This is a genomic window from Kitasatospora sp. NPDC059599 (assembly GCF_042735125.1).
Lineage (GTDB): Bacteria > Actinomycetota > Actinomycetes > Streptomycetales > Streptomycetaceae > Kitasatospora.
This window is the reverse complement of the sequence record NZ_JBHWCL010000068.1, coordinates 1-19,933: the sequence shown is the minus strand read 5'-3', so window position 1 is coordinate 19,933 and position 19,933 is coordinate 1. Positions and strand designations below refer to the sequence as shown.

At 73.3% G+C, this 19,933-nt stretch carries 17 protein-coding genes; 11 read left to right on the top strand and 6 right to left on the bottom strand.

Annotation, left to right across the window (positions count from 1 at the left end; all coding sequences use genetic code 11):
- Window positions 1-128: 128 nt before the first annotated feature.
- The 4 genes from ACFV04_RS23325 to ACFV04_RS23310 all read left to right on the top strand — a co-directional run bounded on the left by ACFV04_RS23325 (window position 129) and on the right by ACFV04_RS23310 (window position 4,047).
- On the top strand, window positions 129-2,396 hold the full coding sequence (locus tag ACFV04_RS23325) for an ATP-dependent DNA helicase UvrD2 (RefSeq protein WP_380343634.1): 2,268 nt from the start codon (window positions 129-131) through the stop codon (window positions 2,394-2,396).
- A gap of 261 nt (window positions 2,397-2,657) precedes the next feature.
- Window positions 2,658-3,116, top strand: coding sequence for a hypothetical protein (locus tag ACFV04_RS23320; protein WP_380343632.1), 459 nt, complete (start codon window positions 2,658-2,660; stop codon window positions 3,114-3,116).
- A gap of 167 nt (window positions 3,117-3,283) precedes the next feature.
- A complete protein-coding gene (locus ACFV04_RS23315) occupies window positions 3,284-3,652 on the top strand; it encodes a WhiB family transcriptional regulator (RefSeq protein WP_380343629.1) in 369 nt (122 codons plus the stop codon).
- Window positions 3,649-4,047 (top strand): hypothetical protein, encoded by a 399-nt coding sequence (locus ACFV04_RS23310; RefSeq protein ID WP_360259533.1) that lies wholly within the window; start codon window positions 3,649-3,651, stop codon window positions 4,045-4,047. The genes ACFV04_RS23315 and ACFV04_RS23310 overlap by 4 nt, the downstream gene beginning before the upstream one ends.
- A 127-nt stretch (window positions 4,048-4,174) precedes the next feature.
- Here the strand turns inward: ACFV04_RS23310 and ACFV04_RS23305 are convergent, their stop codons facing one another.
- Window positions 4,175-5,605: an ABC1 kinase family protein gene (locus tag ACFV04_RS23305; protein WP_380531790.1), complete on the bottom strand. Its 1,431-nt coding sequence runs from the start codon at window positions 5,603-5,605 to the stop codon at window positions 4,175-4,177.
- Window positions 5,606-5,764: 159 nt separating this feature from the next.
- Window positions 5,765-6,487 carry a TetR/AcrR family transcriptional regulator gene (locus tag ACFV04_RS23300; protein ID WP_380531788.1) on the bottom strand — a complete coding sequence of 241 codons (723 nt, stop codon included), beginning with the start codon at window positions 6,485-6,487 and terminating at the stop codon, window positions 5,765-5,767.
- Window positions 6,488-6,643: 156 nt separating this feature from the next.
- Here ACFV04_RS23300 and ACFV04_RS23295 point away from each other — a divergent pair, with 156 nt between their 5' ends.
- The gene (locus ACFV04_RS23295) at window positions 6,644-8,209 is read left to right on the top strand and encodes an MFS transporter (RefSeq protein WP_380531785.1); all 1,566 of its coding nucleotides are present in this window, start codon (window positions 6,644-6,646) and stop codon (window positions 8,207-8,209) included.
- Between the two features lie 101 nt (window positions 8,210-8,310).
- Here ACFV04_RS23295 and ACFV04_RS23290 read toward each other — a convergent pair whose 3' ends face one another.
- Complete coding sequence (locus ACFV04_RS23290; RefSeq protein WP_380531782.1) at window positions 8,311-9,405, bottom strand: TOMM precursor leader peptide-binding protein; 1,095 nt, start codon at window positions 9,403-9,405, stop codon at window positions 8,311-8,313.
- Between the two features lie 255 nt (window positions 9,406-9,660).
- Here ACFV04_RS23290 and ACFV04_RS23285 point away from each other — a divergent pair, with 255 nt between their 5' ends.
- Complete coding sequence (locus ACFV04_RS23285; protein WP_380343617.1) at window positions 9,661-10,398, top strand: M48 family metallopeptidase; 738 nt, start codon at window positions 9,661-9,663, stop codon at window positions 10,396-10,398.
- Between the two features lie 152 nt (window positions 10,399-10,550).
- Here ACFV04_RS23285 and ACFV04_RS23280 read toward each other — a convergent pair whose 3' ends face one another.
- Together ACFV04_RS23280 and ACFV04_RS23275 are read right to left on the bottom strand one after the other, a co-directional pair.
- Entirely contained in the window at window positions 10,551-11,138 is a 588-nt protein-coding gene (locus ACFV04_RS23280; protein WP_380531778.1) for an NUDIX hydrolase, read from the bottom strand.
- Window positions 11,135-12,682: a zinc-dependent metalloprotease gene (locus ACFV04_RS23275; protein ID WP_380349980.1), complete on the bottom strand. Its 1,548-nt coding sequence runs from the start codon at window positions 12,680-12,682 to the stop codon at window positions 11,135-11,137. Before ACFV04_RS23275 ends, ACFV04_RS23280 begins: the two co-directional genes overlap by 4 nt.
- A 198-nt stretch (window positions 12,683-12,880) precedes the next feature.
- Here ACFV04_RS23275 and ACFV04_RS23270 point away from each other — a divergent pair, with 198 nt between their 5' ends.
- From ACFV04_RS23270 to ACFV04_RS23255, 4 genes are all read left to right on the top strand, one after another.
- Window positions 12,881-14,029 (top strand): NAD-dependent epimerase/dehydratase family protein, encoded by a 1,149-nt coding sequence (locus ACFV04_RS23270; protein WP_380349977.1) that lies wholly within the window; start codon window positions 12,881-12,883, stop codon window positions 14,027-14,029.
- 108 nt (window positions 14,030-14,137) lie between these two features.
- Complete coding sequence (locus ACFV04_RS23265; protein ID WP_360259515.1) at window positions 14,138-14,578, top strand: molybdenum cofactor biosynthesis protein MoaE; 441 nt, start codon at window positions 14,138-14,140, stop codon at window positions 14,576-14,578.
- Window positions 14,579-14,790: 212 nt separating this feature from the next.
- Window positions 14,791-14,982: a hypothetical protein gene (locus ACFV04_RS23260; protein WP_360259512.1), complete on the top strand. Its 192-nt coding sequence runs from the start codon at window positions 14,791-14,793 to the stop codon at window positions 14,980-14,982.
- A gap of 42 nt (window positions 14,983-15,024) precedes the next feature.
- Window positions 15,025-16,137: a PDZ domain-containing protein gene (locus ACFV04_RS23255; RefSeq protein ID WP_380531772.1), complete on the top strand. Its 1,113-nt coding sequence runs from the start codon at window positions 15,025-15,027 to the stop codon at window positions 16,135-16,137.
- A 29-nt stretch (window positions 16,138-16,166) separates the two neighbouring features.
- Here ACFV04_RS23255 and ACFV04_RS23250 read toward each other — a convergent pair whose 3' ends face one another.
- A complete protein-coding gene (locus ACFV04_RS23250) occupies window positions 16,167-16,739 on the bottom strand; it encodes a PPA1309 family protein (RefSeq protein ID WP_380349970.1) in 573 nt (190 codons plus the stop codon).
- 179 nt (window positions 16,740-16,918) lie between these two features.
- On the opposite strand from ACFV04_RS23250, the gene ACFV04_RS23245 reads away from it, so the two are divergent.
- Window positions 16,919-19,924 (top strand): UPF0182 family protein, encoded by a 3,006-nt coding sequence (locus ACFV04_RS23245; protein ID WP_380531770.1) that lies wholly within the window; start codon window positions 16,919-16,921, stop codon window positions 19,922-19,924.
- Window positions 19,925-19,933 lie beyond the last annotated feature (9 nt).

Sequence of the window (19,933 nt, the reverse complement as noted above, 5' to 3'; positions counted from 1 at the left end):
TCCGGGAGGAACGTCCACCGGACGGCGGGCATTCCGGCCCGCCACCGACCACACTGCGGAGCGATCATCCTGCGATCACACCGGGCCTGTGGACAACCCCGCCCCCGTTGTCCCACCGGGCTGAGAGGATGGAACGCATGCAGGAAGACCTCTTGAGCGGCAGCCCCCACGACGCCTCCCACGGCTCCCCCTGGGCCGACCCCGGCGCCGCCACGGGCCCGGACGCCGTGCTCGCCGGGCTCGACCCCGAACAGCGCGCCGTCGCCACCGCCCTGCACGGCCCCGTCTGCGTCCTCGCCGGCGCCGGCACCGGCAAGACCCGCGCCATCACCCACCGCATCGCCTACGGCGTGCGCAGCGGCGTCTACCACCCCCAGCAGGTGCTCGCCGTCACCTTCACCGCCCGCGCCGCCGGCGAGATGCGCGGCCGGCTGCGCCAGCTCGGTGCCGAGGGCGTCCAGGCCCGCACCTTCCACGCCGCCGCCCTGCGCCAGCTCCACTACTTCTGGCCCCGCGCCGTCGGCGGCCCCGTGCCCCAGCTCCTGGAGCGCAAGGTCCAGCTCGTCGCCGAGGCCGCCGGCCGCTGCGGCCTGCGCGTCCAGCGCACCGAACTGCGCGACCTCACCGCCGAGATCGAGTGGGCCAAGGTCACCCAGACCGCCCCCGAGGACTACCCCGCGGCCGTCGCCAAGTCCGGCCGCGAGGCCCCCCGCGACCCGGCCGAGACCGCCCAGGTCTACCGCGTGTACGAGGAGACCAAGAGCCGCCGCGGCACCATCGACTTCGAGGACGTGCTGCTGCTCACCGCCGCGATCCTGGAGGACCGGCCGGACATCGCCGACCAGGTCCGCTCCCAGTACCGGCACTTCACCGTCGACGAGTACCAGGACGTCTCCCCGCTCCAGCAGCGCCTGCTCGACCAGTGGACCGGGCCCGGCGGCGGCGCCAGCCTCTGCGTCGTCGGCGACGCCAGCCAGACCATCTACTCCTTCACCGGCGCCACCCCCGACTACCTGCTGAACTTCCGCGGCCGCCACCCCGAGGCCACCGTCGTCAAGCTCGTCCGCGACTACCGCTCCACCCCGCAGGTCGTCCACCTCGCGAACGGACTGCTCTCCCAGGCCCGCGGCGAGGCCGCCCGCCACCGCCTCGAACTCGTCTCCCAGCGCGAGGCCGGCCCCGAGCCCGTCTACACCGAGTACGAGGACGAACCCACCGAGGCCGAGACCACCGCCCGCCGGATCAAGGACCTCATCGCCACCGGCGTGCGCGCCAGCGAGATCGCCGTCCTCTTCCGCACCAACGGCCAGTCCGAGGTCTACGAGCAGGCCCTCGCCGACCTCGGCGTCCCCTACCAGCTCAAGGGCGCCGAGCGCTTCTTCGAGCGCCCCGAGGTCCGCGACGCCGGCGTCCTGCTGCGCGGCGCCGCCCGGGCCGCCTCCGACCCCCTCACCGCGGACGCCCCCGACCTCGCCGGCCAGGTCCGCGCGGTCCTCGCCACCCGCGGCTTCACCGCCGAGCCGCCGGCCGGCTCGGGCGCGGTCCGCGACCGCTGGGAGTCCCTCGCCGCCCTCGTCCGCCTCGCCGAGGAGTTCGAGCGCACCCGCGCCGCCGAAGGGCTGGGCACCGACCTCGCCGCCTACGTCGCCGAACTCGACGCCCGCGCCGCCGCCCAGCACGCCCCCGCCGTCGAGGGCGTCACCCTCGCCTCCCTGCACGCGGCCAAGGGCCTCGAATGGGACGCCGTCTTCCTCGTCGGCCTCACCGAGGGCACCCTGCCGATCATCTACGCGAAGACCGACGAGCAGGTCGAGGAGGAACGCCGCCTCCTCTACGTCGGGGTCACCCGCGCCCGCAAGCACCTCACGCTCTCCTGGGCGCTCTCCCGCTCCCCGGGCGGGCGCGCGAGCCGCAAGCCCAGCCGTTTCCTCGACGGGCTGCGCCCCGGCTCCTCCGCACCCGGCGCGCGGACCGGCGCGCGCGGCGGCCGCGGGGGCGTCGAGCACGGCGAGCGCTCCGCCGCCCGGCGGGTCCGCGGACCGGTCACGTGCCGGGTCTGCGACCGGGTGCTCACCGAGGCCGTCGAGCGCAAGCTGCGCCGCTGCGAGAGCTGCCCCTCCACGATGGACGAGGCGCTCTACGAGCGGCTGCGCGAGTGGCGGGCCCGGCAGGCCAAGAAGCAGGGCGCCCCGGCCTACGTGGTGTTCACCGACGCGACGCTGATGGCGATCGCCGAGGACGTGCCCGCCAACCGCCAGGACCTGGCCTCGATCTCGGGGGTCGGTGCGATGAAGCTGGACAAGTACGGGGCCGCCGTGCTCTCGTTGTGTGCGGGGGAGGAGCCCGAGGAGGATCCGGACGGCGTCGAGGACGACGGTCCGGTCGATCCGGCGTGAGCCGGCGCGGGCGCGGTCCAGGGGACTGCTCGGGGACTTCCGAACCGGCTGCGGAGCGCGCCGTGGAACTCACCGCGAAAAATAGTTTGCGCGGCGTACCGGGAGCGCAATAGCCTGCCGGGGCGGTCAAGGGGACGCGATCGCACGGGGTCACACCTGTGCCGAATCCCCCACACCCACACAGCTTTACCGAGACAGACATCCGAACATTCGGAGCCGGGGCGACCTGGCTCCGCGAGACGCCGAGAGGAGGCGAAGACAGTGGGAAACATCATGATCACCAAAATGACTGGCCAGACCGTTGTCGCTGCCTCCCTGCGTGCCGCCCGTCTGCGGGCGCTCGCCGAGCTCGGTGGAACCGGTCTGGGTCTCGACACCACCGGTGTCTCCTTCGCCCCCGTTGTCAGTGGTCTTGGACACACTGATCTGTGCCTCACGGGCAGCAGGAGCGTCGAAGGCACCTCGGTCGAGACCGGTCTGTCCCGTGGCTGGGCGTCGTTCGGCACGCCGCGCTCCCTGCGCGACGAGCGACCGACCCAGGCACCGAAGGCAGCCGTAGCCGCCGCCATGCATGGCGGCTATGAGCAGGTCATCGGTGCCGGAAACCCCCAGAAGCAGAACGAGCAGCAGATTAACCAGGCCAAGGCCGCCTTCAACGGCGCCAAGGCCGTCCGGATGTGGGCCTTCCGCGGGCCTGAACCCTGGAGAGAACGAACCTGAGTCAGCCTCAGGTCGGCACCTCCAGGGCCGCGGAACCCGTCACACCGGGATCCGCGGCCCTTCTGTTTTGTCCGGTACGCAAGACCACCCAGGCCCTCCGGGGCCTCCGGCCCAGCACCACCAGTCACCTGGGCCGGAACCACTGAGAAGACGAGGAAGACGCCACAGTGTCCACGGTCATCACGCCGCCCACCCCGTCCGTACCGCCGACAAGCCAGATCACCAAGGCCGACCAGGCCGACCCCCCGGAGGTTCTTTCCATGCAGATCAGCTCGATCGAGCAGGCCGAAGCGCTCGGTCTCCCCATCCCCTGCCGCGCGTTCGACCCCGAGGTCTTCTTCGCCGAGACGCCGGCCGACGTCGAGTACGCGAAGTCCCTCTGCGGCACCTGCCCGGTGAAGGAGTCCTGCCTGGCCGGCGCCCTGGAGCGGCGCGAGCCGTGGGGCGTCTGGGGCGGCGAGCTGTTCGTCCAGGGCGTCGTCGTGGCCCGCAAGCGTCCCCGTGGCCGTCCGCGCAAGACCGAGGTCATGGCGTGAACCCCGCCGACCAGGCCAGGGTCGTCCGCCGGGGAGAGCAGCCCCCGCTGGACAGCGCCCTCCGCCGTTCCGTGCGGATCGCCGCCGCCAAGGCCGATGCCGCAGCCCGAACCCCATTCCCGAGCACGCACCACGAGCAGGACCACCACATGACCCCCGCCGTCGTCGATCCCACCGCCCGCGCCGAGCAGGCCGCAGAACTCCAGACCCAGAACAGGATCCTCGAAATGCAACTCCTCCACGAATCCCTGGCCCGTGCCCATATGCAAGACAGGCTCCACGAGGCCGAGAACCAACGGCTCGTCAGCCGGGTCATCCGGGCCCGCAGGCTCCGGCAGCGGGCCGAGCGGGCCTCGCTGCGGGCGCGCAAGGCGCTCGCCGTGGCGCTGATGTAGGACCCGTGGGCCCGTCGGGCCCCTTCCGTCCGACCCCCGTCGTGCCGCAGGCCGCTCCCCGTCCAGGGGGAGCGGCCTGCGGCCGTCGGGGCCCGGTGGCGGTGGCCTCCGCCGGTGCCCGGCGCCGTCAGCCCTTCGTGAGGCGGGCGGAGCCGGTGCCATTGCGGGCCTTCGGCTGCTCCGACCGCCCGGGCTCCGCGGGGTGCCCGGGCCGGTGCGACGGCCGCGTCCGGTCGGCGAACTCGGGGAGCCAGTCCAGCATCTCCGCGCGGAACGGCGCCTTGGCGCCCAGCTGGCACAGCACGCCGATGGTGCTCAGCGTCACCCGGTGGATCAGCAGGTACGCGGGCGGCAGGTTGAGCTGCTTGCCCAGGTTGTAGGCGGGCGAGCGCGGGTCGGCGATCCGGGCCGCCTGGGAGCGCATCCAGGCCCGGGTGAAGTGGAAGCTCTCCACCGCGGCCGGCTCGATGATCGGCAGCAGGTAGTCCAGCACCGCGTCCGGATCCAGCTGGATCGAGGGCTTCACGAAGCCCTCCTCGCGCAGCATCTGCAGCACGCCCGCCGCGTCCCCGGCCAGTGCCATCCGCAGCGAAGCCCCGATCGGCGCGGGCAGGCCGCCCGGAAGCCGGTCCACGGTGCCGAAGTCCAGGACGCCCAGCCGCCAGCCGGACACCGGGCCGTCGTCCTTCAGCAGCCGGAAGTTGCCCGGGTGCGGGTCCGCGTGCAGCAGGCCGGTCCGGGACGGGCCGGCGAACAGGAACCGGGCCAGCAGCTGCCCGGCGCGGTCGCGCTCCTCCTGGGTGCCGCGCGCGATCACCTCGGCCAGCGGGGTGCCGTCCATCCACTCGGTGACCAGCACCTGGTCGGCCTGCGCCACCACGCCCGGCACCGCGATGTCCGGGTCGCCCGCGAACTCCTCGGCGTGCCGGCGCTGGGCCTGCGACTCCAGCTCGTAGTCGAGCTCCTCCGAGACCCGCTCGCGCAGCTCGGCGATCAGCGGCTTGATGTCCAGCCCGGGGATCAGCGGGCCCAGCAGCCAGGCCACCCGGCTCAGCTGCGACAGGTCCGCGAGCAGCGCGTCGCCCGCGCCCGGGTACTGCACCTTGACCGCGACCCGGCGGCCGTCGTGCCAGACCGCCCGGTGCACCTGCCCGATCGAGGCCGCGGCCGCGGGGCGGTCGTCGAACTCCAGGAACAGCTCGCGCCAGTCCTCCCCGAGCCGCTGGGCGAGGGCGGTGTGCACCGTGGCGGCGGGCATCGGGGGAGCGGCGTCCTGCAGCTTGGTGAGCGCCGCCCGGTACGGACCGGCGACCTCCTCGGGCAGCGCGGCCTCGAAGACGGACAGCACCTGCCCGAACTTCATCGCCCCGCCCTTGAGTTCGCCGAGGACCTTGAACAGCTGGTCCGCGGTGGCCTGTTGGAGCTCGGCGGTGACCACCTCGGCGGAGCGGCCGCCGATCCGCCTGCCCAGGCCGAGCGTGGCGCGACCGGCTATTCCCAGCGGCAGGGCGGCGAGCCGTGCCGTGCGGGTCACTGCCTTGCGCGGAAGATCGCTCACCCGGGCCTCCAATCCCTGGCCCCCCGACACCGGACGGCCGACCATCACTACGCCATTGTGCCCGCTCCCCGCCCCGGGCCCGGCGGAATTCCGCAGGGCGGGGCGGGGAACGACGTCCCCTTTGCGGGGACTTGGGCGTCTTGGTCCGGTCGGCCGGGGTCAGCGGGGCAGGCGCAGGGCGAGGCCGTCCAGGACGACCTCCAGGCCGTAGCCGAACTTGCTGTTGCGGACCTCGACCGGGTCGGGGCTCGCGGCGGCGGCCGCGTAGGCGTCGGCGAGGTGGGCGTAGTCGGCGCTGGCCTGCCGGGCGGCGGGCATCAGGCGGGCGATGAAGTCGGCCTCGCTCTCCCCGGAGCGGGCGACGGTGGTGAGCCAGGCCGCCTCGGTGGTGCTCATCCCGACGACGTAGGAGATGAGCGTGTCGATCGCCCGGACGGGCTCGGGGAATCCGACGGCGGTGAAGAACGCGGTCAGCCGCTCGCCGTAGGACGCCAGATTGGGGCCGAGGTAGGCGAGGCCGGCCTGGCCCAGCACGGAGGAGAGCCAGGGGTGGCGCAGGGCCGTCGCGCGGAAGGCCTCGGCGGCCTCGGTGGCCGCGGCGCGCCAGTCGGGGCTGTCGGCGGGCGGCAGGGCCATCTCGCCGAAGACCTCGTCCACGGCGAGCTCCATCAGCTCGTCCTTGGTGGCCACGTGCCGGTAGAGGGAGGTGGCGCCCGCGTTCAGGCGGGCGGCGAGCTTGCGCATGCTCAGGGCTTCTATGCCCTCGGTGTCCAGGACGACGATCGCCTCGCGGACGATCGCGGTCCGGCTGAGAGCCGGCTGGTCGGGCTCGCTCTGCCGTCGGGCCCACACGGACGGGATCGGGTTCGTTCGGGCGGCCATGGCGGCTCCTCTTCCTACGCGCTGCGTACACCGTTCGCATTGAGCGTACAGGAGTCGGTTGTTGCGCACACCGTTCCGCTGTGCGTACAGTGTTCGCATCGAAGGAACGCAGTGCGCACCGGGGGAACGGTGTGCGCCAATGGGGAGGAGTGGCCGATGTCAGCCGACGACGTGACCGCGGGGAGCGACACCGGGAACAGCGACACGGGGGCCGGCGGCACCGGGGGCCGCAACCCGCACCGCTGGTGGATCCTGGTCGTGCTCTGCCTGAGCTCGCTCGTGCTGGTGGTCGACAGCATGGCCCTGACCGTCGCGGTGCCCTCGATGACCGCCGACCTCGGCGCGAGCGCCCAGGACACCCAGTGGATCCTCGACTCCTACGTCCTGGTCTTCGCCGGCCTGCTGCTGACCTCGGGCAGCCTCGGTGACCGCTTCGGCCGCCGGAAGGTCATGATCATCGGGTTGCTGCTCTTCGGGGCGGCGTCGCTCGCGGCGGTCTTCTGCGCCGATCCCGGCGAGGTCATCGCGGCCCGGATCGCGATGGGCGTCGGCGGGGCGCTGATCATGCCCTCGACGCTGTCGATCCTCATCACGGTCTTCGACGAGGAGGAGCGCAACAAGGCGATGGCCGCCTGGGGTTCGGTGGCGATGCTGGGGCTGGTCGGCAGCCCGGTGCTGGGCGGCGTGCTGATCGACCACTTCTCGTGGCACTCGATCTTCTTCATCAACGTCCCCGTGGTGGTGCTGGCGATCCTGGCGGGCCTGCTGCTGATGCCGGAGTCCAAGGGGCCGTGGCAGAAGCCCGACCCGCTCGGTGCGGTGCTGTCGGCCGTCGGCATGACCGCCCTGATCTGGTGGATCATCGAGATCCCGCAGCACGGCGCGTTCACCGGCCGCGCGCTGGTCACCCTCGCCGTCGCGGTGGTCGCGCTGGTCGGGTTCGTGGTCTGGGAGAACGTCACCGTCGCGCCGATGGTGCCGCTGTTCCTCTTCAAGGCCCGCAACTTCAGCGGGGGCTCGCTCTCGCTGACCCTGGTGCAGATCGGCAACGGCGGGCTGCTGCTCGTGCTCACCCAGTACCTGCAGTTCGTGCTCGGGTACTCGCCGATCAAGGCGGGCCTGGCGTTCCTGCCGCTGGCCGTCGCGGCGCTGGTCGGCAACGGGGCCGGCGCCAAGTTCGCGGCGAAGACCGGCAACCGGGCGCTGATCCTCACGGGGATGCTCGTCATGTCCGCCTCGTTCGCCCTGCTGACCACCGTCTCGGCCGACACCGGATTCGCCGTCCCGGCGGTCGCGCTCGGGCTGCTCGGCCTCGGGGCGGGCCTGGCCATGCCGGCGGCGGTGGGCGCGCTGATGGGGACGATCCCGCCGGAGCAGGCGGGCGTCGGCTCGGCGCTGAACGACACCATCCAGCAGGCGGGCACCGCGCTCGGCATCGCCATCCTGGGCTCGCTGCTGTCGAGCGGCTTCGCGAGCGGGATGCCGGCCGGGACGCCGGAGCAGGCGAAGCACTCGATCGCCGGGGCGCTGGCGATCGCCCACGGGGACGCCGGACTCGTCCGGACCGCGCGGGAGGCCTTCACCGGAGCGATGGCGACGACCTTCACGGTCAGCGCGATCGGCGTGCTGGCGGCGGCGCTGGTGGCCACCCTGGTGATGCGGGACCGGAAGGCGCCGGCGGGCACCGAGGCGGAGGCGGGGGAGGCCGCTATCGCCGCCTGAGGTCCGGTCCGGCCCCCGTTGGGCCGGTGAGGGCCGCGGTGAGGACCACCGGGAAGGCCGGCGCCCCGGGGCGCCGGCCTTCGGCGTTCCCCGGCGCCGCCTCACCCCGGCGGCAACGGCTGCCACAGGCACCCGCAGTCCGGGTGTCCCCGCAGTCGCAGCCGCCGCGCCGTCCCGTCGCCCGCCGACACCTCGCACCACCCGTCCACGCTCGGCGGCCGGCCGCCGTCCAGGTACACCTGGACGTGCAGTGCGGCCAGCCCGGCGACCGCCGTCGCCAGGGCCGTGTCGCAGGCCGGCGTGCGGGCGCGTCCGGGGCCTCCGTGCGCCAGCTGGGTCAGGACCCGCGGCCAGGCCGCGTCCTCGTCCTCCCGCCGCAGCACCAGGCAGTGCCCGCACGCCGACATCCCCGGGACCACCAGCGGCCCGACGACGCCGAACTCCTCCACCACGCCCACGTACAGGTGCGGCACCCCGGCCCGGAGCAGCAGCCGGGCCTCGTACGTCCCGCCCGCGAAGGCGGCGCTGCCGTCCCGGGGCGCGAGGACCACGAAGTCCGGTGGCGGGTCGCCGGGCCGGCGGCGCGGTGCCGCCGCCGGGGTCGTCGGGCGGCCCGCGGCGCGCCGCACGGCTTCCCGCGCTGCCGTCGAGCGCAGCCGGCCGACGTCCCCGGGCGGCAGCCCCGCCGGGGAGCAGTCGCCCGGCCTCACCCGGCCGCCGTCCGCGACGGTGACCGTGCCCGCTCCGCCGGCGGCGAGCACCGCGGCCACGGCGGCACCGACCCGGCCCGCGCCGCGCACCTCGATCCGGGCATCGGCCCGGCGGGCCAGGACGGCGGGGGCGGCGCCCGGGCCGGAGTGGACCAGGGAGAGCGAGGCCAGGTCGGGCCCGAGCAGTTCGCGCTGCGGCTGGGGGAAGCGGGCCAGGGCCCGGTCGGTGGCCTCCGCGTCGTCCAGCAGCCCGGTCTCCGCGAGTTCGGTCAGCAGGGTGTCGGCCGGCTCGCGGCCGAGCCCGATCCGCTCGCCGGCCTCCACCAGCTCGGGTCGGTCGCGGGTGCCGTCGAGCAGCCCGAGGAACTCGCACAGGGCCGGGTCGGCGTTGCCGAGCATCCCCGCGTGCCGGGTGACGGTGCCGAACTGCAGGGTCTCGGAGTCCCGCCAGCTGCGGGACAGGGCGGGCTTCAGTGCGAGGCGCACGGCGATCTCCCTTCCGATCGTTTCCGGACGGTCGACCGCAGCATGCCCCACCGGACCGACGGCCCGCCGACCGTTGTCCACAGGCCCGTACACATGATCGGAGGAGCGGTTCGCGCACCCTGTGGATAACTGGCCATCCTCTCCGGCGTCGGTTTCCGGACACCCGCCGTCGACTTTTCGTTCCCGATCACTCCATGAAAGATTCCGGCCATGGCAGCGGACTTCTGTCCGTGCCACCGGGTAACGTCGTGTGGCATGGCAGCCGAGCGGGACTCCCATCCACCGGCGTCGCGTCGGCGTGCCCGTGCAGCGTCCGGGTCGCAGATCGCGACGCCGAACACGCGCGGGCGCCCGGACCAGAAGCACTCCGAGCAGCAGTCGAGGCCGGCGCCGTCGCAGCACCCGCCCGTCGGGGCGGTCTCCCCGGAGGCGCACGACCGCAGCCGGGTCGAGGTCCGCCGCAGCGCCCGCCGCAGTCGTACGGTCTCCGCCTACCGCGAGGGCGACCGCACCGTCGTGCTGATCCCGGCCCGGATGTCGCACGCCGAGGAACAGCGCTGGGTCGCGCAGATGCTGGAGAAGCTCGCCGCCCAGGAGTCCCGGCGGATCCCCGGGGACGAGGCCCTGATGACCCGGGCCCGCGAACTGTCGGCCGCTTTCCTAGGCGGTCGCGCCCATCCCAGCCAGGTCCGCTGGGTCACCAACCAGAACTCGCGCTGGGGCTCCTGCACCCCGAGCGAGGGCACGATCCGCCTCTCGCACCGCCTCCAGGGCATGCCGGAGTACGTGCTGGACTACGTGCTGCTGCACGAGCTGGCGCACCTGCTGGTGCCGGACCACGGTCCGGCGTTCTGGGCCCTGTTGGAGGCCTACCCCCGTACCGAGCGGGCCCGTGGCTACCTGGAGGGCGTGGTCTCGGCGGCCCGTCTGCCGCACATCCCAGGGGCCCGGCACTCCGACCAGCGCCCGGACCCGGCCGCGTCCTGCGGCTGAGGCCCGCGGCGGCCGAACCGGCCGCGGCCCGAGCGGACGGCTCGGAAGGGACGGCCCGCCAGGGGCGGACGGAGCGGTGGCGGGGCCGACCGGAGGACGACGAGAAGGGGGCGCGGACCGATACGGCCCGCGCCCCCTTCTCGTGTCACACCTCAGCCGGTCAGCTGCCGCGCCCGGGCCACCAGGTCGCGCACCGAGTGGTCGGTGAGCTCCGGCAGCCGCTCGTAGTCGAACCAGCGCAGGTCCAGCGACTCCTCGCTGATCAGCGCCTGCGCACCGGCCGGGGCCACCGCGATGTACTGGACGTCCAGGTGGGTGTTCTCCGGCCGGTCCTTGCCGGTGCAGCGGACCTGGTGGCGGTCCAGCTTGGCCGGGACCGGGACGCCGTCCGCCTCCAGCAGGACCAGGTCGGGGATGCCGGACTCCTCGACGGCCTCGCGCAGCGCGGCCGAGGCGAGGTCGCGGTCGCCGGGCTCGCAGTGCCCGCCCATCTGCAGCCACATGCCGACCTTGGGGTGCAGGGTGAGCAGCACCCGCCCGGCCACCGGGTCGACGACCGCCGCGCTCGCGGTGATGTGCGCGGGCAGGCAGGAGCGGAACATGCCCCCGGGCTGCTCGGCCAGGTGCTCCAGGTAGTCGAGCCGCAGCCGTTCCTGGTCCTCGTCGGCCGGGCGCCACCCGGACAGCGTGCGGACGGCGTCCGCGTGCAGGGTGGACGCGGACGCGTCGGTGTCCGTCATGCGGTGGGCTCGCCCTTCCCGTCGGTGCCGTCGGCCTTCGGCCCGTCGCCGCCCTTGCCGGGGCCGTCCTCGCCGGAGTCGCCCTTGGTGAGGTCGGGCTTGCCGGCCGCGGCCTCGCCGAGCAGCTTGTCGAGCGCGTCGAAGTCGATCCCGCCCTCCAGGTCGTCCCCGCCGCCCCGGTGCACGAAGGCGTCCGGGTCGTCGAGGTCGGCGGCCGTGGGCAGCATGTCCGGGTGTCCCCAGAGTGCGTCGCGGCCCTCGACGCCGCGGGCGTCGGCGAGCAGCGCCCACAGCCGGGAGGCGTCGCGCAGGCGGCGCGGGCGGAGCTCCAGGCCGACCAGGGTGGCGAAGGTCTGCTCGGCGGGCCCGCCGGCCGCGCGGCGGCGGCGGACGGTCTCGCGCAGCGCGCCGGCCTGCGGCAGGTGCGGTTCGGCGGCGGCGTGCACGACGGCGTCGACCCAGCCCTCGACCAGCGCGAGCGCGGTCTCCAGGCGGGCGAGCGCGGCCTTCTGCTCGGGGGTGTCCTCGGGCTGGAGCAGACCGCCGGCCAGCGCCTCCTGGAGCGCCTCCGGGTTGCTCGGGTCGAGCCGGCCGACGAGCTCCTCCATGCGGGAGGTGTCGACCTTGATGCCGCGCGCGTAGGCCTCGACGGCGCCCAGCAGGTGGGCGCGCAGCCACGGCACGTGGGCGAAGAGCCGCTGGTGGGCGGCCTCGCGCAGGGCGAGGTAGAGGCGGACCTCGTCGGCGGGCACGCTCAGGCCCTCGCCGAACTCGGCGACGTTCTGCGGCAGCAGCGCGGCCTTGCCGGCCGGGGCGAGCGGCAGGCCGACGTCGGCGGAGCCGACCACCTCGGCGGCGAGGGCGCCGAGCGCCTGGCCGATCTGGGTGCCGAACATGGCGCCGCCCATGGAGCGCATCATGCCCATCAGCGGGCCGGCCATGGCCTGCATCTCCTCGGGCAGGATCCCGCCCATGGCGTTGCCGACGCGCTCGGCGACCGGGTCGACCAGGTCCTTCCAGACCGGGAGGGTGGCCTCGATCCACTCGGCGCGGCTCCAGGCGACGGCGGTGCCGGCGCCGGAGGGGAACTCGGTGACGCCGTCGAGCCACAGGTCGGCCAGGCGGACGGCCTCGGCCACGGCGGAGCGCTCGGCGGCGCTGACCGAGCGGTCCTTGCTCTTGCCCTCGGCGGGCTCGGCGACGACGCTCTGGCGGGCGATGTTCTGCGCGAGGTCCCAGTTCACCGGGCCGCCCTCGAACGAGAGCATCTGCCCGAGCTGCTGGAAGGCGGCGCCGAGGTCGCCGGGGTTCATGCCGCCGAACATCGCGGCGAAGGGGTTGTCGGCACCGGCGCCGCCGGGGCCGCCCGGGGCGCCGGGCATGCCGAACATCGCACCGAAGGGGTTGCCGCCCCCGAAGCCGAAGGGGTGCGGGTCGCCGGAGGCGGGGTCCTGGTCCTTCTTCTTCTGCGCGTCGTCGGGCTTGGCCTTGCCGTCCTCGGGCTCCTCGGGCGGAACGCCGAATCCGAAGGGAAGGTCGCTCACGGGGTCCTCGATCCGGTCGGCCGTCATGCGGGTGTGGCGGGGAAGTCTGCGCCCGGGGCGGTGGCGGAGCGGGGAACTCGGGGACGGCTCCCGCGCGGCAGGCCCGCGCCGGGTGCACCGCCGGGCCTTCGCCTCGGGCAGGATGGACGTACGTGACACACGTCCGTACGCACATAAGCTAACCGTGGAGGATGGCCGGTGAGTTCCCCGCCCTCGGACGTTCGCTCTGGGCTGACCGGAGGAGAGGACGCGTCGGACACCACGGCGTCGCCGCCTCCAGCCTACGGCGGACGGCCGCTGACCGTGGCGGTGACGGGTGCCGCGGGTGTCCTGGGGGAGCGGGTCGCGACGCGACTGGTCTCCTCCCCCCACGTACGCCGGGTCCTGGCGGTCGATGACCGGCGCGGGGAGGCCCCCGGTGTGCAGTGGCGGGTGCTGGACGTGCGGGACCCGGCGGTGGCCGAGCGGCTGGCCGGGGTCGACGTGGTGGTGCACCTGGCGATGGACTTCGGCATGGAGTCCGACCCGCGCGCCCGCAGCGCCTACAACGTGCGCGGCGCCCAGACGGTGCTGACCGCGGCCGCGGCCGCCGGCGTGCACCGGGTGGTGCTGTGCACCTCGGCGATGGTCTACGGCGCGCTGGCCGACAACGAGGTGCCGCTGGCCGAGGACTCCGAGCTGCGGGCGACCGAGGAGGCCTCGCTGGTCGGGGACCTGCTGGAGATCGAGCGGCTGGCCCGCCGCGCGCCGCGCGCCCACCCCGGGCTGCAGGTGACGGTCCTGCGTCCGGCCGTGGTGGTGGGCCCCGGCGTGGACACCGTGCTGACCCGGCACTTCGAGGCGCCCCGGCTGCTGGTGGTGGCCGGCTCCCGCCCGTGCTGGCAGTTCTGTCACGTGGACGACCTGGCGGCGGCGCTGGAGTACGCGGCGCTGGGCCTGGTCGAGGGCGAGGTGACGGTCGGCTGCGACGGCTGGCTGGAGCAGGAGGACGTGGAGCGGCTGTCGGGGATCCGGCGGATGGAGTTGCCGGCCGCGCTGGCGCTCGGGACGGCGGCGCGGCTGCACCGGCTGGGCCTGACCCCGGCGCCGGCCGGGGACCTGGCGTACACGATGTACCCGTGGGTGGTGTCGGGCAGCCGGCTGCACGAGGCGGGCTGGCGTCCGGTGCACACCAACGAGCAGGTGCTGGCCGAGCTGCTGACCCAGGTGTCCGGCAAGCACGCGGTGGCCGGGCGCCGGCTGGGCGGGAAGGAAGCCGCGACCAGCCTGGGCGCGGCCGGGGCGACGGTGGCGCTGGTCGGTACGGCGGCGCTGGTGCGCCGGGCCCGCAAGCGGCGCCGGTTCTGAGGCGGTACCGGTCGGCCGACCGGCGCCGTTTCTCACGATGCGAAATTTCCACATCGTGATGCGGAAGGCACTTGCCTCCGGCCGGGCCGGATGGGGAATCATGGGGTCATGTCAGAGAACCACGACCCCATCCGCCTGCTTGCCGTGCGCGACACCCCGCTCTCGCTGGACGAGGTGTACGAGGCGGTCGGCGACGACGCGGCCGGCGGCACCACCGTCTTCGTCGGGACGGTCCGTGACCACGACGGCGGCAAGTCGGTCGCCGCGCTGGAGTACAGCTGCCACCCCACCGCCGAGGCGGAGATGCGCCGGATCGCCGAGAAGGTCGTCGCGGACTTCCCGGTCCGGGCGCTGGCGGCGGTCCACCGGATCGGCCGGCTGTCGATCACGGACAAGGCCGTGATCGTCGCCGTCTCCTGCGCCCACCGCGGCGAGGCCTTCGCGGCCGCCCGCCGGCTGATCGACGACCTCAAGCACGAGGTGCCGATCTGGAAGCACCAGGTCTTCGCCGACGGCGAGGAGGAGTGGGTCGGCGCCGGCGGCTGCTGACGACCGGCCTTCGCACCCTGCAACCGCCCGCACGTCCCGCACGTCTGTCGGGTCAGGCGCGCCGGGGTCTCACTCGAACGGGTTCGCGGCGCTGCCCCGAATACTCCCTGGAAGTGAGCCGATCGGCCGTTCCGTAACCCGGACGGCGCCGGCCGCGTTGTCCGCCGGAGTGGTTAATCTGCTCATAGACACGACGAGCTGGGAGTACTGACATGGGTGCGCTCGCCTGGCTGATCATTCCGGTTGTCGCCGCCCTGGTCGCGGCCCTCTGGGCGGGCTGGGCCCAACGGGCCCCGCGGGCCACCGGGGACCCGGCCTCGCTCGCCGAGCACCAGCGCTTCATGGCCGCGATGGAACGCACCACCGCCGGCGCGGCGGCCCCCGGCGAGGGATCCGGCCGGTAGCCCGCCGGGCGACGCGTCACCCGCGTCCCGTACTGTCGAGGCATGCCACGCCGCTCCGCGACGATGCTCGCTGCCACCCTGCTGCTCATAGCGCTGCTCTGCGTCTCGGTGCTGATGAAGGTGCCGTACACGGAGATGAGCCCGGGGCCGACGTACAACACGCTCGGCAACCAGGGCGGCAAGCCGGTGATCAGCATCTCCGGGCGCGACTCGTACCCGACGACCGGGCACCTCAACATGACGACCGTCCAGGTCACCGGCGCCAAGTACGAGCCCAGCCTGGTCAACGCGGTGGTCGGCTGGCTGCGCGACGACGTGCTGGTGGTCCCGCACGACAACGTCTACCCCAAGGGGCAGTCGGACGCGGACGCCAAGAAGCAGAACGCCGAGGAGTTCGCCTCCTCCGAGGACAGCGCCCGCACCGCGGCGCTCAAGCAGCTGGGCGTCCCGGTCGGCAGCGAGCTGATCGTCAAGTCGGTCACCGCCGGAGCGCCGGCCGAGGGCAAGCTGCACGCGGGCGACCAGATCGTCGCCGTCGACGGCGCCCCGGTGACCACGGTCGACCAGGTGGTCGCGGCGGTCACCCGGCACAAGCCCGGCGAGCCGGTGGTCTTCACCGTCGTCCCGAGGGTCAAGGACGCGGCCGGCAACGGCGCCGCCGACCCGGGCGCCAGGACGGACGTGCCGGTCCCGACCGTCCGGGCGAAGGACCTCGACCCGAAGGCCCCGGCCGAGCGCGCCGAACTCGCGGTGGTCGGCATCGGCACCGGGATCCGGCACACCTACCCGTTCCAGATCGACATCGGCCTGCAGGACGTCGGCGGCCCCAGCGCCGGCCTGATGTTCTCGCTCGGCATCATCGACAAGCTCACCCCCGGCGGCGACCTCACCGGCGGGAAGTTCGTCGCGGGCACCGGCACCATCGACGACGACGGCAAGGTCGGCCCGATCGGCGGGATATCGATGAAGCTGATCGCCGCCCGGGACGCCGGGGCCGAGTACTTCTTCACCCCGTCCTCGAACTGCGCCGAGGCCACCAAGAACATCCCGTCCGGGCTGAACCTGATCAAGACGGACACGCTGGACGGAGCGCTGAAGTCGCTGGAGCAGATCCGCTCCGGGCAGACCTCCGCGCTGCCGTCCTGCGCCAAGTAGCCCGCGGGCCGGGGCCCGCGCGGGCCCGCCTACGAGAAGGTCGCGAGCAGCGCCTCGGTCAGGCCGGGCACCAGGTCAGGGCCGGTCAGCACCTCGCGGGCGACGTCCTTGGACCGCAGCCGCAGGGCGATCTCCTTCCGGCCGTCGCGCAGCACCGCGGCGGTGATCCGCACCTCCTCGCGCTTGGGGTGGTTGGCCACCCACTCGGCGAGCTGGGCGTCGCTGGCACCCCGCGGGCGGGACTGCTCGGCGCCCGGGGGCAGCATCAGGCGCTCGACGACCAGGGCGCAGCCGGCCACCGCGTCGGGCCAGGCGATGGTGCCGAGGAACTTGTCGAGCTCCATGCCGGCCGGCAGCTCGTCCTGCTCGACCGGGGTCAGGCCGGGCTCGTCGCTGTCGGCCAGGCCGAGCTGCTTGGCGATCCTGGGATCGGCCTTGCGCAGGGCGGCGCTGTCCACCAGGGCGAACAGCCGGGCCGGGAGGTCCCAGCCGAGGGTCGAGGCGTACTCGTCGATCTCCAGGGCGGCCCGGGTCAGCGGGGAGGCGGCCGGGAGCTTGGAGACGTCGTCGGGGGAGTTGTTCAGATCAGGCGCGTCGGACATGCCTCAATCCTCACACGCCGGGCGGGGCGTGCTCGCCGGACGGGCGGGCCGGACGGCCGGGGGCGGGGCGTGGTCGTAACCGTCTGCTAACGGTGGGAACTCGGCCGAAGCCTGGTTTAGTTGCTCTGACGACCGACCTATCCAGACGACACAGCTGAGGTGCCACCGTGGTATTCCAGATGCCGGAACGCTCAGGGCCGGGTTTCCGGCGAAGGGTGGGCCCGCCCTCGCGGCGGGCGCGGGTGGCCCTGCTGACCCTGGGCGTGCTCGCGGTGCTGTTCCTGCTGTTCGTCATGTTCGCGGGCTTCTGGACGGACTGGCTGTGGTTCAGGTCGGTCCACTACTCCTCGGTGTTCACCACCCAGTTGTGGACCAAGATCGGGCTGTTCGCGGTCTTCGGCCTGCTGATGGCGGCCACCGTCGGCTTCAACATCTGGCTGGCGCACCGGCTGCGGCCGCCGCTGTCGGCGATGTCGGTGGAGCAGCAGAGCCTGGACCGCTACCGGGCCGGCCTGGCGCCGTTCAAGCGCTGGGCGCTGATCGGCGTCTCGCTGGTGATCGGCCTGGTGGCGGGCGCCGCCGCGTCCGGCCAGTGGCGGACCTGGCTGATGTGGACCAACTCGACGTCCTTCGGGGAGAAGGACGCCCAGTTCGGGATGGACGTCTCCTTCTACGCGTTCGACCTGCCGTTCTACGAGTTCGTGCTGGGCTTCGCGTTCAGTGCGGTGATCGTCTCGCTGCTGACCGCGGCGCTGGTGCACTACCTCTACGGGGGACTGCGGCTGCAGGGCCCGGGCCGGCGGGCCAGCGCGGGCGCGCAGGGGCACCTGGCGGTGCTGCTGGGCGTGTTCGTGCTGCTGAAGGCCGTCGCCTACTGGCTGGACCGGTACGCGCTGGCGGTCAAGACCGGTGCGTACAAGGGCGTCTCGGGCTGGACGGGCCTGCGCTACGTGGACGCCAACGCGTTCCTGCCGGCCAAGACCATCCTGTTCTTCGTCGCGATCATCTGCGCGGTGCTGTTCTTCCTCACCCCGATCCGCCGCACCTGGGCGCCGGCCCTGATCGGACTCGGCCTGATGGTGCTGTCGGCGGTGCTGATCGGCGGCCTGTACCCGGCGATCGTGCAGCAGTTCCAGGTCAAGCCGAACGAGCAGGCCAAGGAGACGCCGTACATCCAGAAGAACATCGACGCGACGCGGCAGGCGTACGGGATCGCCGACGCGCAGACCACGCCGTACAGCCCGCAGGGGTCGACCAACGGTGACGCGCTCAAGCCGGACGCGCAGACCATCGCCGACGTGCGGCTGCTGGACCCGAACATCGTGTCGCAGACGTTCCAGTCGCTGGAGCAGCAGCGCAACTACTACGCCTTCCCGAGCACGCTGGACGTGGACCGCTACGGCAGCGGCGCGACCAAGCAGGACACCGTGATCGGCCTGCGCGAGCTGGACCTCAACGGCGTCCAGCGCAACTGGATCAACGACCACTTCAAGTACACCCACGGCTACGGCGCCGGGGTCGCCAAGGGCAACCAGGTCGACGACAAGGGCGGCCCGGTGTTCACCGAGTCCGGCCTGCCGGCCACCGGAGCGCTCGGCGACTACCAGCAGCGGATCTACTACGGCGAGAAGACGACGACGTACTCGATCGTCGGCGGCTCGAACAAGGAGATCGACTACACCGACACCAAGACCGGCCAGAACGTGGAGTACACGTACGGCGGTGACAGCGGTGTCTCGCTGGACAACCCGGTCACCCGGGCCGCGTACGCGGTGCGCTTCGCCGAGCCGCAGATCCTGTACGCGGGGGCGATCACCGACGGCGCCAAGGTGATCTACAACCGGACGCCGAAGGAGCGGGTGGAGAAGGTCGCCCCGTGGCTGTCGATCGACGCCGACCCGTACCCGGTGGTGCAGGACGGCCACGTGGTGTGGGTGGTGGACGGCTACACGACCTCGGACGGCTTCCCGTTCTCCTCGAAGACGACGCTGGGCACCGCCACCAAGGACTCGCTGACCAACCAGCGCGGTGAGCTGCTGACCGTCGCCAACCAGGTCAACTACATCCGCAACTCGGTCAAGGCCACGGTGGACGCCTACACCGGCGAGGTGAAGCTCTACCAGTGGGACGAGAAGGACCCGGTCCTGAAGACCTGGATGAAGGCCTTCCCGGGCACCGTCGAGCCCAAGGCGGACATCCCGCAGTCGCTGCTGCCGCACCTGCGCTACCCGCAGGACATGTTCAAGGTGCAGCGCGACCTCCTCGGCCAGTACCACGTGACCGACTCCAACTCCTTCTTCAACGGCAGTGACATCTGGCAGGTCCCGGTGGACCCGACCAGCGACACCAAGCAGGTCCAGCCGCCGTACTACGTGACGGTGCGGACGCCGGACGCCGCCAACGCGAGCTTCTCGCTGACCAGCACCTTCGTGCCCAACGGCCGCCCGAACCTGGCGGCGTTCATGGCCGTCAACGCGGACCCGGGAGACGACTACGGCAAGATCCGCGTCCTGAAGATGACGGGCGAGTCCGGCGCACCCGGCCCGGGCCTGGTGCAGTCGAAGTTCAACTCCCGCCAGGAGGTGGCCTCGCAGATCTACGCACTGAAGACCGGCGGTGACACCGAGCTGGAGTACGGCAACCTGCTGACCCTGCCGGTCGGCGGCGGACTGCTCAACGTCGAGCCGGTGTACGTGCGCGGTCGCGGCGCCAAGTACCCGACGCTGCAGAAGGTGCTGGCGGTCTACGGGGACGACAACGTGGCGTTCGAGGACACCCTGGAGGCCGCGCTGAAGAAGCTGTTCGCCGGGCAGGCCCCGCCGGCCACGCCGGTCGCGCCCTCCTCGCCGGGCAGCGGGTCGGTCCCGACGTCGCCGACCTCGCCGACGTCGCCGACGTCCCCGACCTCCCCGGGGACGACGCCCACCCCGACGCCCACCGCGCCGGCCCCGGGCGGGACGATCTCGCCGGAGCTGCAGAAGGCGCTGACGGACGCGGCCAAGGCCTACAACGACAGCCAGACCGCGTTCAAGAACGGCGACTGGGTGGCCTACGGCAATGCCCAGAAGGCGCTCGGCGACGCGCTGAAGGCGGCCGATGCGGCCCGCGGCGCCGGCCCGGCGCCGACCCCGGGCGGCACGCCCGCCCCTGGGGCCACCGGCGGGTCCCCGAGCCCCCAGCCGTAGGCCCAGGGC